Raw genomic sequence first — 15,227 nt, forward strand, 5'->3', positions numbered from 1 at the left:
ACAGGCGTTTCAGGATATCTTGCTTCAACAGGGTCTTCACTAACTTCAGTTGTTACTACTGCTGCGTTAACATCAACTGCCTGATTTTCAGCAGGTTGACGACGACGTTGTCCATTAGAGCGTAAGTGCCTAGGTGAACGACGGTTTCTAGGACGCTGTTCATCACTAGTTTTAGTCTCACTAAGCTCTGGCTGGGTAGCATCGGCTTGTGTAGCTGCTGTTTCAACGGTTACCGCTTCGTCGATAGTCGCGACTACTTGAGCCTTTTCTTCTGCGGCTATTTTGCTTAACGCAGCGTTATTAACAACCGTTGAGTTTTCATCAACAATACGTACTTTTTTACTGTTGTTACGACGTTGACGACGTACTGTAGTTTTTTCTTCTTTAGGCTTAGTATTACGCTCTACTGGCGCTTTACGAGGCTGTTTATTCGGCTTGTTATCTTTATTTTCATTAATGTTGTCTTTATTGTCATTAATGACTGGCTTGATATCAGCACGATCTTCATTTTGAGTATCATTACGTTTGTCGTTACGATTAACATTTCTGTTATCGTTGCGGTTTTCGTTACGATTATTATTGTTACGACGTTGACCTTGACGACCACGTTGCGGACGACGTTCACTGTTGTTGCTTTCAGGTTTCTTTGCAGGTTCAACAACTTTAGGTGCAACTTCCTCTTCAGCAGCGAAGAGTGATTTACCCCACTTAATTAAACCATCAAATAAGCCCGCAGATGCTTTTACTGGAGCTACAGGCGCTACAGGTTTTACGGCGGTTAACGGTGCTGATTGCTTAGGTGAAGACATGCCTTGTAAGGCTGGTTCGTCACGTTTAGCGGCTTGCTTATCGAATTTAGGCATTACAGCTTCTTCAACTGAAGCTTCAGTAATGGTTCTTTCGTAGCTTGCTTCTTCAACACTCTCGTCGGTTCTTACTCTAATGACTTCATATTGTGGTGTGTCCATATGAGGATTAGGAATAATAAGAATATTAACGCCGTGATGTTTTTCGATATGAAATACTGAACGACGCTTTTCATTCAAAAGATAAGTCGCTACAGGTACAGGTACTTGAGCTTGTACATGTTGCGTATTTTCTTTAATGGCTTCTTCTTCCATTAAACGCAAAATAGACAAGGCTAATGATTCAACACTACGTACGTGTCCAGTACCATTACAACGAGGACAAACGCCTTGGCTAGTTTCACCGATAGAAGGGCGTAAACGTTGACGCGACATTTCTAATAAACCAAAACGAGAAATTCGACCTAATTGAATACGAGCTCTATCTTGTTTTACAGCATCACGCATGCGATTTTCAACTTCACGTTGATGACGCACAGGTGTCATGTCAATAAAATCAATAACCACTAAACCACCCAAATCACGTAAACGTAATTGACGAGCAACTTCTTCAGCAGCTTCTAAGTTAGTGTTAAATGCGGTCTCTTCTATATCACTACCTTTAGTTGCGCGGGCAGAGTTAACATCGATTGATGTCATTGCTTCAGTTGGGTCAATAACAATTGAGCCACCAGAAGGAAGTCTTACTTCACGCTGAAACGCAGATTCGATTTGTGTTTCAATTTGGTAATGGGTAAATAGGGGAACATCGTTCGTGTAGAGTTTTATTTTACTTAAGAAATCAGGACGAACCACTTCTATATGTTTTTTAACACTTTCGAATGTTTTCGGGCGATCAATTAATACTTCACCGATATCGCGGCGTAAATAGTCACGAATAGCACGAAGGATAACGTTAGTTTCTTGGTGAATTAGGAAGGGAGCAGGTTTAGTTTCTGCCGCTTCTGAAATGGCTTTCCAATGGTGTAAAAGAACGTTTAAATCCCAGTCTAATTCTTCATAGTCTTTACCAACACCAGCAGTGCGAACAATTAAGCCCATGCCTTTAGGTAATTCTAATTTGTTTAAAGAGGTTTTTAAATCTGTGCGTTCATCGCCTTCAATGCGACGAGAAATACCACCAGCACGAGGATTATTTGGCATTAATACCAAGTAACTACCGGCTAAACTGATGAAAGTCGTTAACGCTGCGCCTTTCTGGCCGCGTTCTTCTTTATCAATTTGAACTATAACTTCTTGGCCTTCGCGCAAGACTTCTTTGATATTTGGACGACCCTGAAAGGTATAACCTTTAGGGAAATATTCGCGTGCGATTTCTTTCATCGGTAGGAAACCATGACGTTCGGCGCCATAGTCAACAAATGCAGCTTCTAGAGACGGCTCTATACGCGTGATTTTTGCTTTATAAATATTTGATTTCTTTTGTTGATGACCAGGACTTTCGATATCTAAATCATAAAGTTGTTGACCATCGACAAGTGCTACACGTAACTCTTCCGATTGTGTAGCGTTAATTAACATACGTTTCATAGTTTTAGTGACTCATTTTAGTCACAACACTATAAGCTTCGAACACAAAGCAATTTATCGCTATGGTAACAGCAATTTGTCAGCCTCTCGGGTGTCATATTACAGCGCCATAGTGCGCTGTAAGCTGTTATTTAATCTGATTGTACTCTCAGGTGATATTCACCCAAGAAAAATTGTTTCTTCATGCGCGCAGCAAATTGTGCTGTGCTCGATATTATCAAATTGATATTTGTTGAGCAGTTTGAAATTCGGCGTTTTGGCTTACTATTCGGTTTGTTGCTCGATGGAAATTTATCTAATTTGGTTTATATCATTACAAAATAGCTTTCGTTGCGCGGGACTAAAATGTTTATGCCGTTTTTTGACTTGTTATTCAGGTCAATTCTTGCAATAGGCCGTTCGGTTAATGTGTCGTCGATAATAATTTATCGTGATAACGCACATTAATGTGGCCGCATTTTGCCTCTTACGTTTCGCTAAAAGCTTCTATTTTTTACCTTATTGTCTTAAATAAACAATAACACCAAGATTATCCCACTTAATTGAGGCAAAAGGCAATTAAATCGCTGAGTTAATTACGCTAAAATGAAAATATATATGTTAAACTCGCTTTTATGAATGAAAATACAAAACCCCAAGTTCGATTTTATACAATCGATAGCGAAGACGCTGGTCAAAGAATAGATAACTTTTTATTAAAAACCTTAAAAGGTGTGCCGAAAAGCATGATTTATCGCCTATTAAGAAAAGGCGAGATAAGGGCTAATAAAAAACGGACTAAACCAGAATACAAAATACAAGATGAGGATCTGATTCGTGTTGCGCCCATTCGTATTTCTGAAAATACTAATGAAGTGTCTACTAAGTTAAATATTGTCGCTAATTTAGAAAAACAAATATTGTTCGAAGATGACCGTTTAATTGTTATTAACAAACCTTCCGGCATGGCAGTTCATGGTGGTAGTGGTTTAAGTTTTGGTTTAATTGAAGCCATGCGAGCTTTACGCCCCGACGCAAGAATGCTTGAACTTGTTCATCGACTCGATAGAGATACTTCAGGCTGTTTAGTTATTGCTAAAAAACGTTCAGCTTTACGTCACTTACATGAACAGTTGCGTAATAAAACGGTGCAGAAATTTTATCATGCCTTAGTTAAGGGGCAATGGTCGACGAAATTAACCCGTGTAACGGAAGGCTTGAAAAAGAATGATTTAAAATCGGGTGAACGTGTCGTTGTTGTCGATAACATTAATGGTAAAGAATCAGAAACGCGTTTTAAAGTGTTAAAAAACTTTGAAAATGCCACACTCATTCGCGCCTTTCCGGTTACGGGTCGTACTCATCAAATTCGTGTGCATTGTCAAATTAAAGGTCACCCTATCGCTTGTGATTCAAAATATGGCTATGAAAACTTTGACGAAGATATGAGAAAACTAGGACTTAAGCGCTTATTTTTACATGCGGCTAGTATCGAATTTACTCATCCAAGTACCGATGAAAGAATTAAAATAGAAGCACCGTTAGAGCATTCCTTACAAAATTTACTAACAAAACTAAAGTAATTCCTCTGGCGTGATACTAAAGTAAATTTAGCTTCACGCCATTATCTTCCTTATAAACCTAAACACTTCTTAGCAAATAGACCTTAATTATTAAATGACTAAAAGAGAAAATATGCACAACTATAAATTAGTGATTTTTGACTGGGACGGCACATTAATGGACTCTGTCGATCGTATTGTTTTCTCAATGCAAGCCACAGCTGTTGCATTATCACTTGCACCACCGGGTTATCATCAAGCGAAACAAATTATCGGCTTAAGTCTACCTAAAGCAATTGCAACGTTATTTCCTGAGGCTAATGAAGAGCAGGTACAATTATTAACGGCACAATATAAGCACCAATATGTTGAAGTAAATACTACGCCAACCCCATTATTTGATCATGCGCTTGAATTATTAGTTAATTTAAAAAATGAAGATAAGTTTTTAGCGGTTGCGACAGGAAAAGCGCGAGCAGGTTTACAACGTGTTTGGTTAACGAGTGATACCGAACACTTTTTCCATGCCTCTCGATGTGCCGATGAAAGTATTTCTAAACCTGATCCAGATATGATCAATAGTTTGTTAAAAGAATTAAAGATTGAAAAGCATCAAGCGGTGATGATAGGTGATACTTCTTTTGACCTTGAAATGGCGCAAAGAGCAGGGGTTGATAGTATTGGGGTAACTTATGGTGTCCACGATGAAGACGTGCTGTCAAAGTATCAACCAAAAGCGATTGTTGGCTCATTGGCTGAACTACATCAATTATTGTTAAATAGGGCGGTTAAGGGGTAACACCTGTCGCTATTGTCATTAACTGTTTGCTATTTGATTGCTTAGTCAAATAGCAAACGTTGCTGCCAGCAACTAAGCTCAGTTAACTCGGCTATTATACACACCGATTAAACGACGGGTACTATTGCTGTTTTCGTTGCTCTTGTAACACATCTAACCCCTGCGCTTTAAGTAAACTAATCAGTCTAATTAACGGTAAACCTATTAGGGTATTAGGATCATCCCCCTCAAGCTTTTCAAATAAGCAAATACCTAGTCCTTCACTTTTAAAACTCCCTGCGCAGTTATAAGGCTCTTCGGCATGCAAATAGGCAGTAATTTCTTGTGCAGAAAGTTCTTTAAAGTGTACGGTGAATAAATCAACCAACGAGAGACTTTTTCCTGTTGAACTGTCGAACACACATAAACCCGTATGAAACTCTACCGCTTTGCCGCTAAAGCTGCTCAGTTGTTTAAAGCCATTTTCAAAATTATGCGGTTTACCTAATATCTTTCCTGCAGACAAAGCCACTTGATCTGAACCAATAATCAGCGCATTCGGAAATTGACTGGCAACAGCCTTTGCTTTTTCTACGGCTAAACGTTCGACAAGTTCAATGGCTGTTTCGTTAATTAATGGTGTTTCATCGACATTAGGTTTTGCACAATCAAAAGCTAAATTTAACTTTTCTAAAATAATTTTTCGAAAAGGCGATGTAGAAGCTAAAACTAAAGTTTTCACAGGAATTACTCAAAATATAAACAGTTATACAATAATATGTGGGCTTTCTTTAATTTTTAAACAAAAATTGTTATTTTTCTTTTGACAGCAGGGGGCAAGCACATTAATATGCGCGCCTTATGCAAAATCTTAAACTCCCGATAATGATAAACCCCCGAAAGAGCGCCCAACGCAGGTTGGTGTGTGACGGCTTCTTTGAAGTGTCGGGGATGAATAGATTGCTTGAAGTGTGTACTCCATGCAATGAGCAGATGCAGGTTAATGTTAATTTTGATGTGGACGATCTCGGCTTGAATGTCATATCAGGAACAGGATCCGTATCAGTAGCATTAACTTGTCAGCGTTGTACTGAACCATTGATAATAGATTTGGATGTAGAGTTTACTCTAAGTCCTGCTAAAGATGATGAAGCCGCTGAAGCATTGCCGTCATATTATGACGCAATAGAATTAGATGAAAATGGTGAAGTTAACCTGCTAGAATTAGTGGAAGAAGAGTTATTACTCGCAATTCCGTTAATTGCAATGCATGAGCCCAGTCAATGTCAGGCATCAGTTGACAGTGTATGGGGCGAATTGCCTGAAGAGCTTGAAAAACCAAACCCATTTGATATATTACAGAAATTTAAATAAACAACTTATTTAATTAATAACGATTAACCGATTTTTAGGAGTAGCTAATGGCAGTTCAAAAGAGCAAAAAGTCTCGTTCAAGACGTGGCATGCGCCGTTCACATGACGCAGTAACAACAGAAAACTTATCAGTAGATCCAGTATCTGGTGAAACACACCGTCGTCATCATGTAACAGCTGATGGCTTTTACAAAGGTGTTCAAGTAATCAACAAGTAAGCTGATTGCTTTGAAAAGTCTAACCATAGCGTTAGATGTTATGGGGGGCGATAAAGGCCCCCTTATAACAATTCCTGCTGCCATCTTAGCAGTGAAAAACATTCCAGAACTTCATCTCATTCTTTGCGGTGATGTCGATATTATTAACGCTGAATTATCCAAACGTCAGTGTGCTAACCACCCCCAACTAACCATCTTTCCAACCACTCAAATAGTGGCTATGGACGATAAACCTATTGTTGCCTTGCGTAACAAAAAAAATTCTTCAATGCGAAAGTCACTTGACCTTGTTCATGAAAACAAAGCACAAGCCTGTGTAAGTGCTGGCAATACCGGTGCACTTTTTTCAATGGCCCATTTCGTTTTGAAAACACTTGTTGGTGTTGAACGTCCAGCATTAATTTCTTCTCTTCCTACTCATGATGAAAACAAACATGTTTTTATGCTCGATTTAGGTGCAAATGTTTTTTGTGACTCTAATGTTTTGTATCAGTTTGCTGTTATGGGCTCTGTTATGGCTGAGCAGGTCGATGGCATTAAATCGCCACGTATAGCTTTGTTGAATATGGGTGAAGAAGAAATGAAGGGCAGTGACCATATAAAACAAACCGCAGCAAAATTAGCGCAAAACAGTGACATTAATTATATCGGCTTTGTCGAAGGTAATGATATTTTCACCAACAAAGCAGATGTGATTGTTTGTGATGGCTTTGTCGGTAATGTTGCACTGAAAACCTGTGAAGGTGTTGCTCGTTTAGTCTACCAAAAAATGAATACTGTGCTGTCTCGCAACCTTTTTACCCGAATTGTTGGACGTTTATTGTCCTCAACGTTAAAAAAACTCTTTAAACCCCTGAACCCCGACCAGTATAACGGCGCAAGTCTGATAGGATTACGCGGTATTGTGGTCAAGAGTCACGGTGATGCCAGTTCAAAAGCTTTTTATATGGCGATATTAGAGGCGATAAAAGAAATTGAACGTCAAGTGCCAGAAAAAATAAAAGACAAACTTGAAAATGGTTTTGCTTGTGGTCGCAAATAAATTATTAGTATTGAGTTAACGTAAAGCGTATTTAAAGCATTATCTTTTTATCAAGAAAATAATCCATTAAGTATCATCAATACACCTTTAATTAAAACACAAATAAACATTAGGTAATAAAATGCAAAATAATTTAGCGTTTGTTTTTCCCGGCCAAGGTTCACAAACTGTTGGTATGTTAGCTGATTTTGCTGACAATGAAGTCGTACAAAATACTTTTTCAGAAGCGTCTGCTGCTTTAGGTTATAACCTTTGGCAATTAGTTGCGCAGGGTCCTGTTGAAAAGCTCAATCAAACAAACTTTACTCAACCGGCACTATTAACGGCCAGTGTTGCATTATGGCGTTTATGGTCATCACAGTCTGATTGTAAACCGGCAATGTTAGCGGGTCACAGTTTAGGGGAATATTCGGCATTAGTTTGTGCGGGTGTTATCTCTTTAACAGAAGGTGTTAAGTTAGTAGAGAAACGTGGCGAATTTATGCAAGCCTCTGTACCTGAGGGCGTCGGCGCTATGGCTGCTATTATTGGTCTTGATGACCAAGCGATTATTGATGCCTGTGAAAAAGCACAAGATAACGAAGTAGTTGCGGCTGTTAATTTTAACTCGCCAGGACAAGTCGTTATTGCCGGTCATAAAGCTGCGGTAGAACGTGCCGGTGTCTTATGTAAAGAAGCGGGCGCAAAACGCGTGCTACCTTTACCGGTAAGCGTGCCATCGCATTGCGCATTGATGAAAGATGCCGCAGACAAGCTCGCTGAAGCATTTAATAATATCACTTTTAATACACCAGAAATTCCCGTAGTAAATAATGTTGATGTTGTTGCAGAAACAGATGTTGAAGCAATAAAATTAGCCTTGATAAAGCAATTGTACAGTCCAGTACGTTGGACAGAAACGATAGAGCTACTCGCAAAAAGCGGTGTTTCACTCGTCGTAGAAGCTGGTCCAGGTAAAGTGTTACTAGGGTTAATTAAACGCATCGACAAAACAATCACCAGTGTTTCAGTTAATGATCAAGTATCATTAACTAAAGCATTAGAAACAATTAAATAGGGTAAATTATGTTTTCTTTTGAAGGAAAAGTCGTCTTAGTTACTGGCGCAAGTCGCGGTATCGGCAAAGCCATTGCAAGCCAATTTAAAGCTTTAGGTGCAACGGTATTAGGTACGGCAACATCTGCACATGGCGCTGATAACATTAGTGAATATCTAGGCGAAGGTCATGGTTTAGTGCTTAACGTTACTGACAATGATTCTATTGCCGCTATGTTTGTAGCGATCAAAGAGAATCATGGTGGCATTGATATCTTAGTCAATAATGCGGGTATTACGCGTGACAATTTATTTATGCGAATGAAAGATGATGAATGGCAAGATATTATTGATACTAATCTTTCATCTGTGTTTAAAATCAGTAAAGCGGTTATTCGCGCTATGATGAAAAAACGCAATGGTCGCATTATTAATATTGGCTCAGTAGTTGGCACTATGGGCAATGCTGGGCAAGTAAACTATGCAACCGCAAAAGCTGGATTGATTGGTTTTACAAAATCATTAGCGCGTGAGGTTGCATCTCGTGGCATAACTGTTAATACTGTGTCGCCGGGATTTATCGATACCGATATGACACAAACCTTAACAGATGAGCAAAAAGAAGGTATTTTTTCTCAAGTACCGGCAAATCGCTTAGGTAAGCCAGAAGAAATTGCTAACGCAGTTGTTTTTCTAGCTTCCGATGGTGCAGCATATATTACTGGCGAAACATTGCATGTAAACGGCGGTATGTATATGGTTTAATTAGTTGGCTTAATATTATTGAACCAATAAATTGAACAAATTTAGAGCAGTCAACAGGTTAGACCAGACGAAAATTAAAATTAGAAGCTTGCAAGCTAGGCTGTTGACGAATAAACTACACACAATTACGAAAAATTATATTTTCTAGAAAGGAAAAAAAATGAGTACTATTGAAGAACGCGTAAGAAAAATTACAGTTGAACAATTAGGTGTAAGTGAAGAAGAAGTTAAAATTAGCTCTTCTTTTGTTGACGACCTAGGTGCTGACTCTTTAGACACTGTTGAATTAGTCATGGCGTTAGAAGAAGAATTTGATACTGAAATTCCAGATGAAGAAGCTGAAAAAATCACAACTGTACAAGCAGCTGTTGATTACGTTACTGCTAACCAATAATTACAACGTTAATTATTAGTTTTTAGTTACTGGTTTTCAAGCCAGGCTTTTAAATGAGAATTTAAAGTACACATTCAGGCGGTTTTTACCGCCTGTTTTTTTATCTACGATTCATACTCGTACCACTTCAAGATGCAGGTTTCAGCAGTCGATAAAGAGTAAGCGACACAGGTTATCGTTCCACACATAACTTAAGTACTTATATCCGTATGGCCAAAACATTGATTGAAGAGAATAGTTATTCTATTGTTGAAATCAATAACGTTGCAGATAAGCTATAAAGCGAGCTCAGCGTTACAATACTTGGTAAGGGAATAACTACTGTCCTCGTATCGCGCCTTGTCTGACTTCCTAGCTTAATTCTGAAACTGCATCTTGAAGTGGATCGGGTATATATTGTTACTTTCTCAACATGAGAATATAACGATTTCTTTTCCTTATAAACTCTTAGCGGAGGCACATAGTCATGAGACGCGTTGTTGTTACCGGTCTTGGTATGTTAAGCCCTTTGGGCAACTGTCCTGAATCTACTTGGCAAAATTTACTGCTGGGTAAAAGTGGCATTAGTAATATTGAACATTTTGATACCTCTGTATACACCACTAAGTTTGCAGGTTTAATTAAAAACTTTAATGCAGAAGATTATATTGCACGAAAAGAAGCCAAGAAAATGGATCTTTTTATTCAATATGGTGTTGCCGCAGGTATACAGGCTTTTAAAGACTCAGGTCTTGAAATTGATGATGTAAACACCCACAGAGTTGGTGTTGCTGTTGGTGCTGGTATTGGCGGCCTAGGATTAATTGAAGAAAACGTTGAGAAAATGCTTAATGCAGGTCCTCGCAAGTTATCACCATTTTTTGTGCCATCCACCATTATAAATATGATTTCTGGTCACTTGTCGATGATGCACGGCTTAAGAGGTCCTAATATTTCTATTGCAACGGCTTGTACAAGTGGTGTGCATAATATTGGTCATGCGGCTCGTATGATATCTTATGGCGATGCTGACGCTATGTTAGCCGGTGGAGCTGAGAAAGCTTCAACACGGACGGGTATTGGCGGTTTTGGTGCTGCACGAGCGTTATCAACGCGTAATGATGCACCAGAGCAAGCTTCACGTCCTTGGGACAAAGACCGTGACGGTTTTGTACTGGGCGATGGCGCAGGTGTTCTAGTGCTTGAAGAATTTGAACATGCAAAAGCGCGTGGTGCAAAAATTTATGCTGAGCTGGTTGGCTTTGGTATGAGTGCAGATGCTTACCATATGACCTCGCCACCTGCCAATGGCGAAGGTGGCGCGCGCGCGATGATTAATGCAATTAATGATGCAAAAGTTGACCAAAGTAAAATTGGTTATATTAATGCTCATGGTACATCAACACCCGCAGGTGATATTGCCGAAACCAACGCAGTAAAATCGGTATTTGGCGACAATGCTTATAAACTTATGATGGGTTCTACAAAGTCAATGACGGGTCATTTGTTGGGCGCAGCAGGTGCGGTTGAAACTATTTTTACGGTGCAAGCCTTAATGAATAATGTGGTACCACCGACAATAAATTTAGATAATCCCAGCGAAGGTTGTGATTTAGATTATATTGCTCATACGGCACGTGACGCCAATTTAGAATATGCTTTATGTAATTCTTTTGGCTTTGGTGGTACGAACGGTTCATTAATCTTTAAAAAAGTTTAAGCGCAATAACCGAGATATATCATCAACTAAACCTTGCAGTTAATTGTTTAAGCCTGAATACTAGTCATCAGTATTCAGGCTTTTCTATTTCTAATGAAACCCAATATGTATTATCAAAGTGTTAATGGTCAAGTAGAGCAACACCTTTCAATCAATAATCGCGGCTTAGCTTATGGTGACGGCGTTTTTACTACTGCGAAAGTGCTCGGTGGTAAAGTTGAACAATTAGCTGCTCACATTGAACGATTAACCATGAGCTGTAAAACGCTCAATATTCCCTTGCCAGATATGAATAAAGTCATTATTGAATTAATGGCTGTAGCAGAGCGTTATACTTTGTCTGTAGCAAAAGTGATTATAACGGCAGGTGATGGCGGGCGAGGATATTCTCGACAAGGCTGCCAAACAAGTAACGTTATTATTACTTTTCACCCTTTTCCTGAACATTATGCAAACATGCAACAACAAGGTCTTCATTTGGGCGTATCTTCATTGAAGTTAGGTATTAGCTCTTTACTCTCAAGGATAAAACACCTTAATCGTCTTGAGCAGGTGCTTGTTCGCCAGGAAGTCGATAACCGAGCAGAAGATGATTTATTAGTACTAAATTATTTTGATAATATTGTTGAAGCAAGTGCGGCGAATGTCTTTTGGCTGAAAAATAATGTTTGGTACACACCAGAACTAAAAGAGTCAGGTGTCGAAGGGTTAATGCGTAATCATATCTTACAGACTACGGGTAATTATTGTAAAATTGAGATCGTTAACGTAAAACTTGCTGCGCTTGTTAATATCCAAGCGATGTTTATTTGCAACAGTGTTATGGGTATTATGCCGGTTAGACAATTTCAACATCAAAAATTAGCATTAATGCCTTGTCGTGATATGGCTAAGTTTATTGAGGATATTTGCTAAAAATGAAAAAAATTAAGATAATATTTGCTGTGTCGTTTTTCACCGTGGTGATGTTAAGCGCCTCTTTAGTTGCCTATACCTTTTATCAAATGAAACAGCCGCTCAATATTTCATCCACCCAACTATTAACCATTAAAGACGGAACCTCGTTTAGTCGATTTTCAGAACAACTGATCAAAAATGGCTGGCTCAATACGCGCTTTTGGATGCGTAATTATGTTCGACTTAAGCCCGAGTATGCGAATATAAAAGCGGGCACTTATCAAATTAATAAAGACGTTTCTGTCGAGGTTTTGTTGGCGCAATTAGTTGCCGGTAAAGAGCATCAATTTACCGTGACTTTTATTGAAGGAACAACCTTTAAGGAATGGTTAGTGCAGTTGAGTGAAACGGATAACCTAGTGCATACGCTTCAGCAAACTTCGGTGGCTGATATCGCGAGTAAACTCAATATTGAACACGTTAATCCCGAAGGGCTGTTCTACCCAGAAACTTACGCGTTTACTGCCGGTACTACCGATATAGAACTGTTAAAACGTGCTCAACAACAAATGTCCGTTGAATTAAATCTAGCGTGGCAAAATCGCGCCGAACCTTTACCTTATAAAAATAAGTATCAAGCGTTGATCATGGCATCGATAATTGAGAAAGAAAGTGGCAAAAATGCCGAGCATGGCATTATTTCATCGGTATTTTTTAACCGTTTAAACAAAAAGATGCGCCTGCAAACTGACCCAACCGTTATTTACGGTTTAGGTGAACGTTATCAAGGAGACATCAAATATCGTCACTTGCGCGAGAAAACACCGTATAATACTTACCGAATTAATGGTTTGCCACCTACACCTATCGCTATGCCTGGTAAAAGTGCCATACATGCCGCGTTAAACCCATTAACAACAGATTATTTATATTTTGTCAGTAATGGCAAAGGTCAGCATATCTTTTCAACTAATTTAAAAGATCATAATGCGGCAGTAAAAAAATATCAGTTGAACTAAAAATTGCATAAGAAGTAAAAAATGAATAAAGGTCAATTTATCGTCATTGAAGGTATTGAAGGGGCAGGAAAATCTTCAGCTATTTCAGTGGTTAAAAAAATACTCACCGAGCATGGTATTGATTTTATTAATACTCGAGAGCCGGGAGGCACTCCTTTAGCGGAGTCATTGCGCGATATCGTGAAATCTGCCGATCACCAAGAAATATTGACACAAGAAACTGAATTATTATTGATGTACGCTAGCCGCAGTCAGCTAATGGCGAATCGAATTCTTCCGGCATTAGAAAAAGGTCAATGGGTCATCGGTGACCGCCATGATTTAAGCTCAAGGGCTTATCAAGGGGGTGGCAGACAATTTAACGATGAACTTATGGACACGATTGCTCAAGTGACCTTAAAAGGCTTTAAGCCGCAGTTAACACTCTATTTAGATATATCTCCTGAGCTAGGTTTAGCAAGAGCGCAAGCTCGAGGGGCATTGGATCGTATCGAATTAGAAAAAATAGAATTCTTTCATCGTGTCCGTAATAAGTATCTTGAAATTGCGTTAGCCGATGAAACGATTAAAATTATTGATGCCAGTGCGCCTATGCCTGTTGTACATAATAATATTCGCTTAGCGGTAAACGAATTTTTAAAAAGTCATTAATGACTATCACCGTTAGCAGGAAACACTAATGCACAGTTGGTTAGAGCAACAGCAACTTTTGTTATCAAAGCAAATAACGCAAATAAAATTACCGCATGCCATCTTGATCAATGGTGTCGAAGGCGCGGGTAAAAGTGATCTTTCGCTGTGGCTTATTCAGGTTTTGTCTTGTACTAAACCCCAAAACTCGCAGGGTATTATCTTACCGTGTAACGTCTGTAAGGCGTGCTTACTGCATAAAAGTCATACTTACCCAGACCATTTGCTTATTGAAAGTGGCGGAAAAAGTATTGGTGTTGATCAAGTGAGACAAGCGAGTCGTTTTTTCGAAAAAACAGCGCAAATAGGTCATTGTAAAACGACATTAATAACCGCAGCACATCATATGACTATCTCTGCGGCCAATGCCTTATTAAAAACCCTCGAAGAACCTAATGCTAATAACTATATTGTTTTATTAACCTCTGAAGTTGAAACGTTATTGCCGACCATTATTAGTCGTTGTTATGTGATTGATATTCGGCCGCCGGTTGGTGAAAAATTATTAGCTGAGCTTAAGCAATCTGGTAGCGACCCTTTTGTTAATTTGAGTCACTTAAAAGAACTCTCTGACAGTTTTGTTAATGACCAATACCAACATTTTGAGAGCTGTTTCTTTACTTTTTTGCAAAATAAAACCATTAAACGTAGTGAAATATTAAGCTTACTGGTTGATAACACCAATAGCGTTCGCTGGTTAGAAAAAGTCATGGTTAAGTTGATGCGCCAACAATATAATTGGCTAAAAGGCGACATTATCTTGAATGAGCAGGTAATATGGTCAATATATCAATTAGTTTTGTCTGCTATTAAACAACTTAAATTGTTAATGCAAGCAAACAAACAATTCATCTTTGAAAAGCTACTGGTTGACATAACAGCAGTTATAGAAGAAAAATAGAAAAATAAGTACGCGCGAATAGCAAGCAATATTAGCTCAATTCATCTTTGAAAAGCTACTGGTTGACATAACAGCAGTTATCGAAGAAAAATAAGATTATAATAACTAGCTCATAAGATAAATTTTGAGGAAAAATGATGAAACAATTTAGCTTAGAATTTTTATCTGACAGAGAATTATATCAATACTATATGCCCTTTGTTAAAAATGGTGGGCTATTTGTTCGCAGTACAGAGCAATTTAATTTGGGCGATGAGGTAACACTTGAAGTCACCTTGCCTGACGCCCTAGAGCCATCAAGTGTTGTAGGCAAAGTATGCTGGTTAACGCCAACAGGTGCTCAAAATGGTACACCAGCGGGTATTGGTGTTAGTTTTGAAGAAGATAATGACAATGTACGTAATCAAATTGAAAAGTTGATAGGGCGCTTACTGAGCTCTTCAGAGCCAACATTATCAATGTAGGGTTTTGTTTTAAT

The 15,227-nt window shown here is 38.7% G+C and carries 16 protein-coding genes; 14 read left to right on the forward strand and 2 right to left on the reverse strand.

Annotation, left to right across the window (positions count from 1 at the left end; all coding sequences use genetic code 11):
* Positions 1–2,396: ribonuclease E (gene rne / locus H4J75_RS06270; RefSeq protein ID WP_182221649.1), on the reverse strand; the 2,396-nt coding region annotated here is incomplete at its 3' end.
* Positions 2,397–3,010: 614 nt separating this feature from the next.
* Here rne and rluC point away from each other — a divergent pair.
* Both rluC and H4J75_RS06280 read left to right on the forward strand, forming a co-directional pair.
* Complete coding sequence (gene rluC, locus H4J75_RS06275; protein WP_070376494.1) at positions 3,011–3,958, forward strand: 23S rRNA pseudouridine(955/2504/2580) synthase RluC; 948 nt, start codon at positions 3,011–3,013, stop codon at positions 3,956–3,958.
* A gap of 112 nt (positions 3,959–4,070) precedes the next feature.
* Entirely contained in the window at positions 4,071–4,736 is a 666-nt protein-coding gene (locus H4J75_RS06280) for an HAD-IA family hydrolase (protein WP_182221650.1), read from the forward strand.
* A 121-nt stretch (positions 4,737–4,857) separates the two neighbouring features.
* Here the strand turns inward: H4J75_RS06280 and H4J75_RS06285 are convergent, their stop codons facing one another.
* Entirely contained in the window at positions 4,858–5,457 is a 600-nt protein-coding gene (locus H4J75_RS06285) for a nucleoside triphosphate pyrophosphatase (RefSeq protein WP_070376496.1), read from the reverse strand.
* Between the two features lie 119 nt (positions 5,458–5,576).
* On the opposite strand from H4J75_RS06285, the gene yceD reads away from it, so the two are divergent.
* The 12 genes from yceD to H4J75_RS06345 all read left to right on the forward strand — a co-directional run bounded on the left by yceD (position 5,577) and on the right by H4J75_RS06345 (position 15,213).
* Positions 5,577–6,089, forward strand: a complete 513-nt coding sequence (gene yceD / locus H4J75_RS06290) for a 23S rRNA accumulation protein YceD (RefSeq protein ID WP_070376497.1) — start codon at positions 5,577–5,579, stop codon at positions 6,087–6,089.
* 47 nt (positions 6,090–6,136) lie between these two features.
* Positions 6,137–6,307 (forward strand): 50S ribosomal protein L32, encoded by a 171-nt coding sequence (gene rpmF / locus H4J75_RS06295; protein WP_070376498.1) that lies wholly within the window; start codon positions 6,137–6,139, stop codon positions 6,305–6,307.
* A gap of 40 nt (positions 6,308–6,347) precedes the next feature.
* On the forward strand, positions 6,348–7,349 hold the full coding sequence (plsX, locus tag H4J75_RS06300; RefSeq protein WP_070377233.1) for a phosphate acyltransferase PlsX: 1,002 nt from the start codon (positions 6,348–6,350) through the stop codon (positions 7,347–7,349).
* A 121-nt stretch (positions 7,350–7,470) separates the two neighbouring features.
* Positions 7,471–8,406, forward strand: coding sequence for an ACP S-malonyltransferase (fabD, locus tag H4J75_RS06305; protein WP_182216871.1), 936 nt, complete (start codon positions 7,471–7,473; stop codon positions 8,404–8,406).
* An 8-nt stretch (positions 8,407–8,414) separates the two neighbouring features.
* Complete coding sequence (gene fabG, locus H4J75_RS06310; protein ID WP_070376500.1) at positions 8,415–9,149, forward strand: 3-oxoacyl-ACP reductase FabG; 735 nt, start codon at positions 8,415–8,417, stop codon at positions 9,147–9,149.
* 160 nt (positions 9,150–9,309) lie between these two features.
* Entirely contained in the window at positions 9,310–9,543 is a 234-nt protein-coding gene (acpP, locus tag H4J75_RS06315) for an acyl carrier protein (protein WP_070376501.1), read from the forward strand.
* Positions 9,544–10,003: 460 nt separating this feature from the next.
* Positions 10,004–11,242, forward strand: coding sequence for a beta-ketoacyl-ACP synthase II (fabF, locus tag H4J75_RS06320; protein WP_182216877.1), 1,239 nt, complete (start codon positions 10,004–10,006; stop codon positions 11,240–11,242).
* A gap of 93 nt (positions 11,243–11,335) precedes the next feature.
* Positions 11,336–12,157: an aminodeoxychorismate lyase gene (pabC, locus tag H4J75_RS06325; protein ID WP_182221651.1), complete on the forward strand. Its 822-nt coding sequence runs from the start codon at positions 11,336–11,338 to the stop codon at positions 12,155–12,157.
* A gap of 2 nt (positions 12,158–12,159) precedes the next feature.
* A complete protein-coding gene (gene mltG / locus H4J75_RS06330) occupies positions 12,160–13,158 on the forward strand; it encodes an endolytic transglycosylase MltG (protein WP_182216867.1) in 999 nt (332 codons plus the stop codon).
* A gap of 21 nt (positions 13,159–13,179) precedes the next feature.
* Entirely contained in the window at positions 13,180–13,809 is a 630-nt protein-coding gene (gene tmk / locus H4J75_RS06335; RefSeq protein ID WP_070376504.1) for a dTMP kinase, read from the forward strand.
* A gap of 28 nt (positions 13,810–13,837) precedes the next feature.
* Positions 13,838–14,749: a DNA polymerase III subunit delta' gene (locus H4J75_RS06340; protein ID WP_182221652.1), complete on the forward strand. Its 912-nt coding sequence runs from the start codon at positions 13,838–13,840 to the stop codon at positions 14,747–14,749.
* A 134-nt stretch (positions 14,750–14,883) separates the two neighbouring features.
* Positions 14,884–15,213 (forward strand): PilZ domain-containing protein, encoded by a 330-nt coding sequence (locus H4J75_RS06345; protein WP_259369263.1) that lies wholly within the window; start codon positions 14,884–14,886, stop codon positions 15,211–15,213.
* The last annotated feature ends 14 nt before the right edge of the window (positions 15,214–15,227 follow it).

Source organism: Colwellia sp. BRX10-1, from assembly GCF_014077545.1.
Classification (GTDB): domain Bacteria; phylum Pseudomonadota; class Gammaproteobacteria; order Enterobacterales; family Alteromonadaceae; genus Colwellia_A.

Coding starts and splice junctions, on each gene's coding strand:
- tmk (WP_070376504.1), top strand. CDS start 13,180: ATGAATAAAGGTCAATTTATCGTCATTGAAGGTATTGAAGGGGCAGGA.
- mltG (WP_182216867.1), top strand. CDS start 12,160: ATGAAAAAAATTAAGATAATATTTGCTGTGTCGTTTTTCACCGTGGTG.
- rluC (WP_070376494.1), top strand. CDS start 3,011: ATGAATGAAAATACAAAACCCCAAGTTCGATTTTATACAATCGATAGC.
- fabD (WP_182216871.1), top strand. CDS start 7,471: ATGCAAAATAATTTAGCGTTTGTTTTTCCCGGCCAAGGTTCACAAACT.
- H4J75_RS06280 (WP_182221650.1), top strand. CDS start 4,071: ATGCACAACTATAAATTAGTGATTTTTGACTGGGACGGCACATTAATG.
- H4J75_RS06345 (WP_259369263.1), top strand. CDS start 14,884: ATGATGAAACAATTTAGCTTAGAATTTTTATCTGACAGAGAATTATAT.
- yceD (WP_070376497.1), top strand. CDS start 5,577: ATGCAAAATCTTAAACTCCCGATAATGATAAACCCCCGAAAGAGCGCC.
- fabG (WP_070376500.1), top strand. CDS start 8,415: ATGTTTTCTTTTGAAGGAAAAGTCGTCTTAGTTACTGGCGCAAGTCGC.
- plsX (WP_070377233.1), top strand. CDS start 6,348: ATGGGGGGCGATAAAGGCCCCCTTATAACAATTCCTGCTGCCATCTTA.
- rpmF (WP_070376498.1), top strand. CDS start 6,137: ATGGCAGTTCAAAAGAGCAAAAAGTCTCGTTCAAGACGTGGCATGCGC.
- pabC (WP_182221651.1), top strand. CDS start 11,336: ATGAAACCCAATATGTATTATCAAAGTGTTAATGGTCAAGTAGAGCAA.
- H4J75_RS06340 (WP_182221652.1), top strand. CDS start 13,838: ATGCACAGTTGGTTAGAGCAACAGCAACTTTTGTTATCAAAGCAAATA.
- acpP (WP_070376501.1), top strand. CDS start 9,310: ATGAGTACTATTGAAGAACGCGTAAGAAAAATTACAGTTGAACAATTA.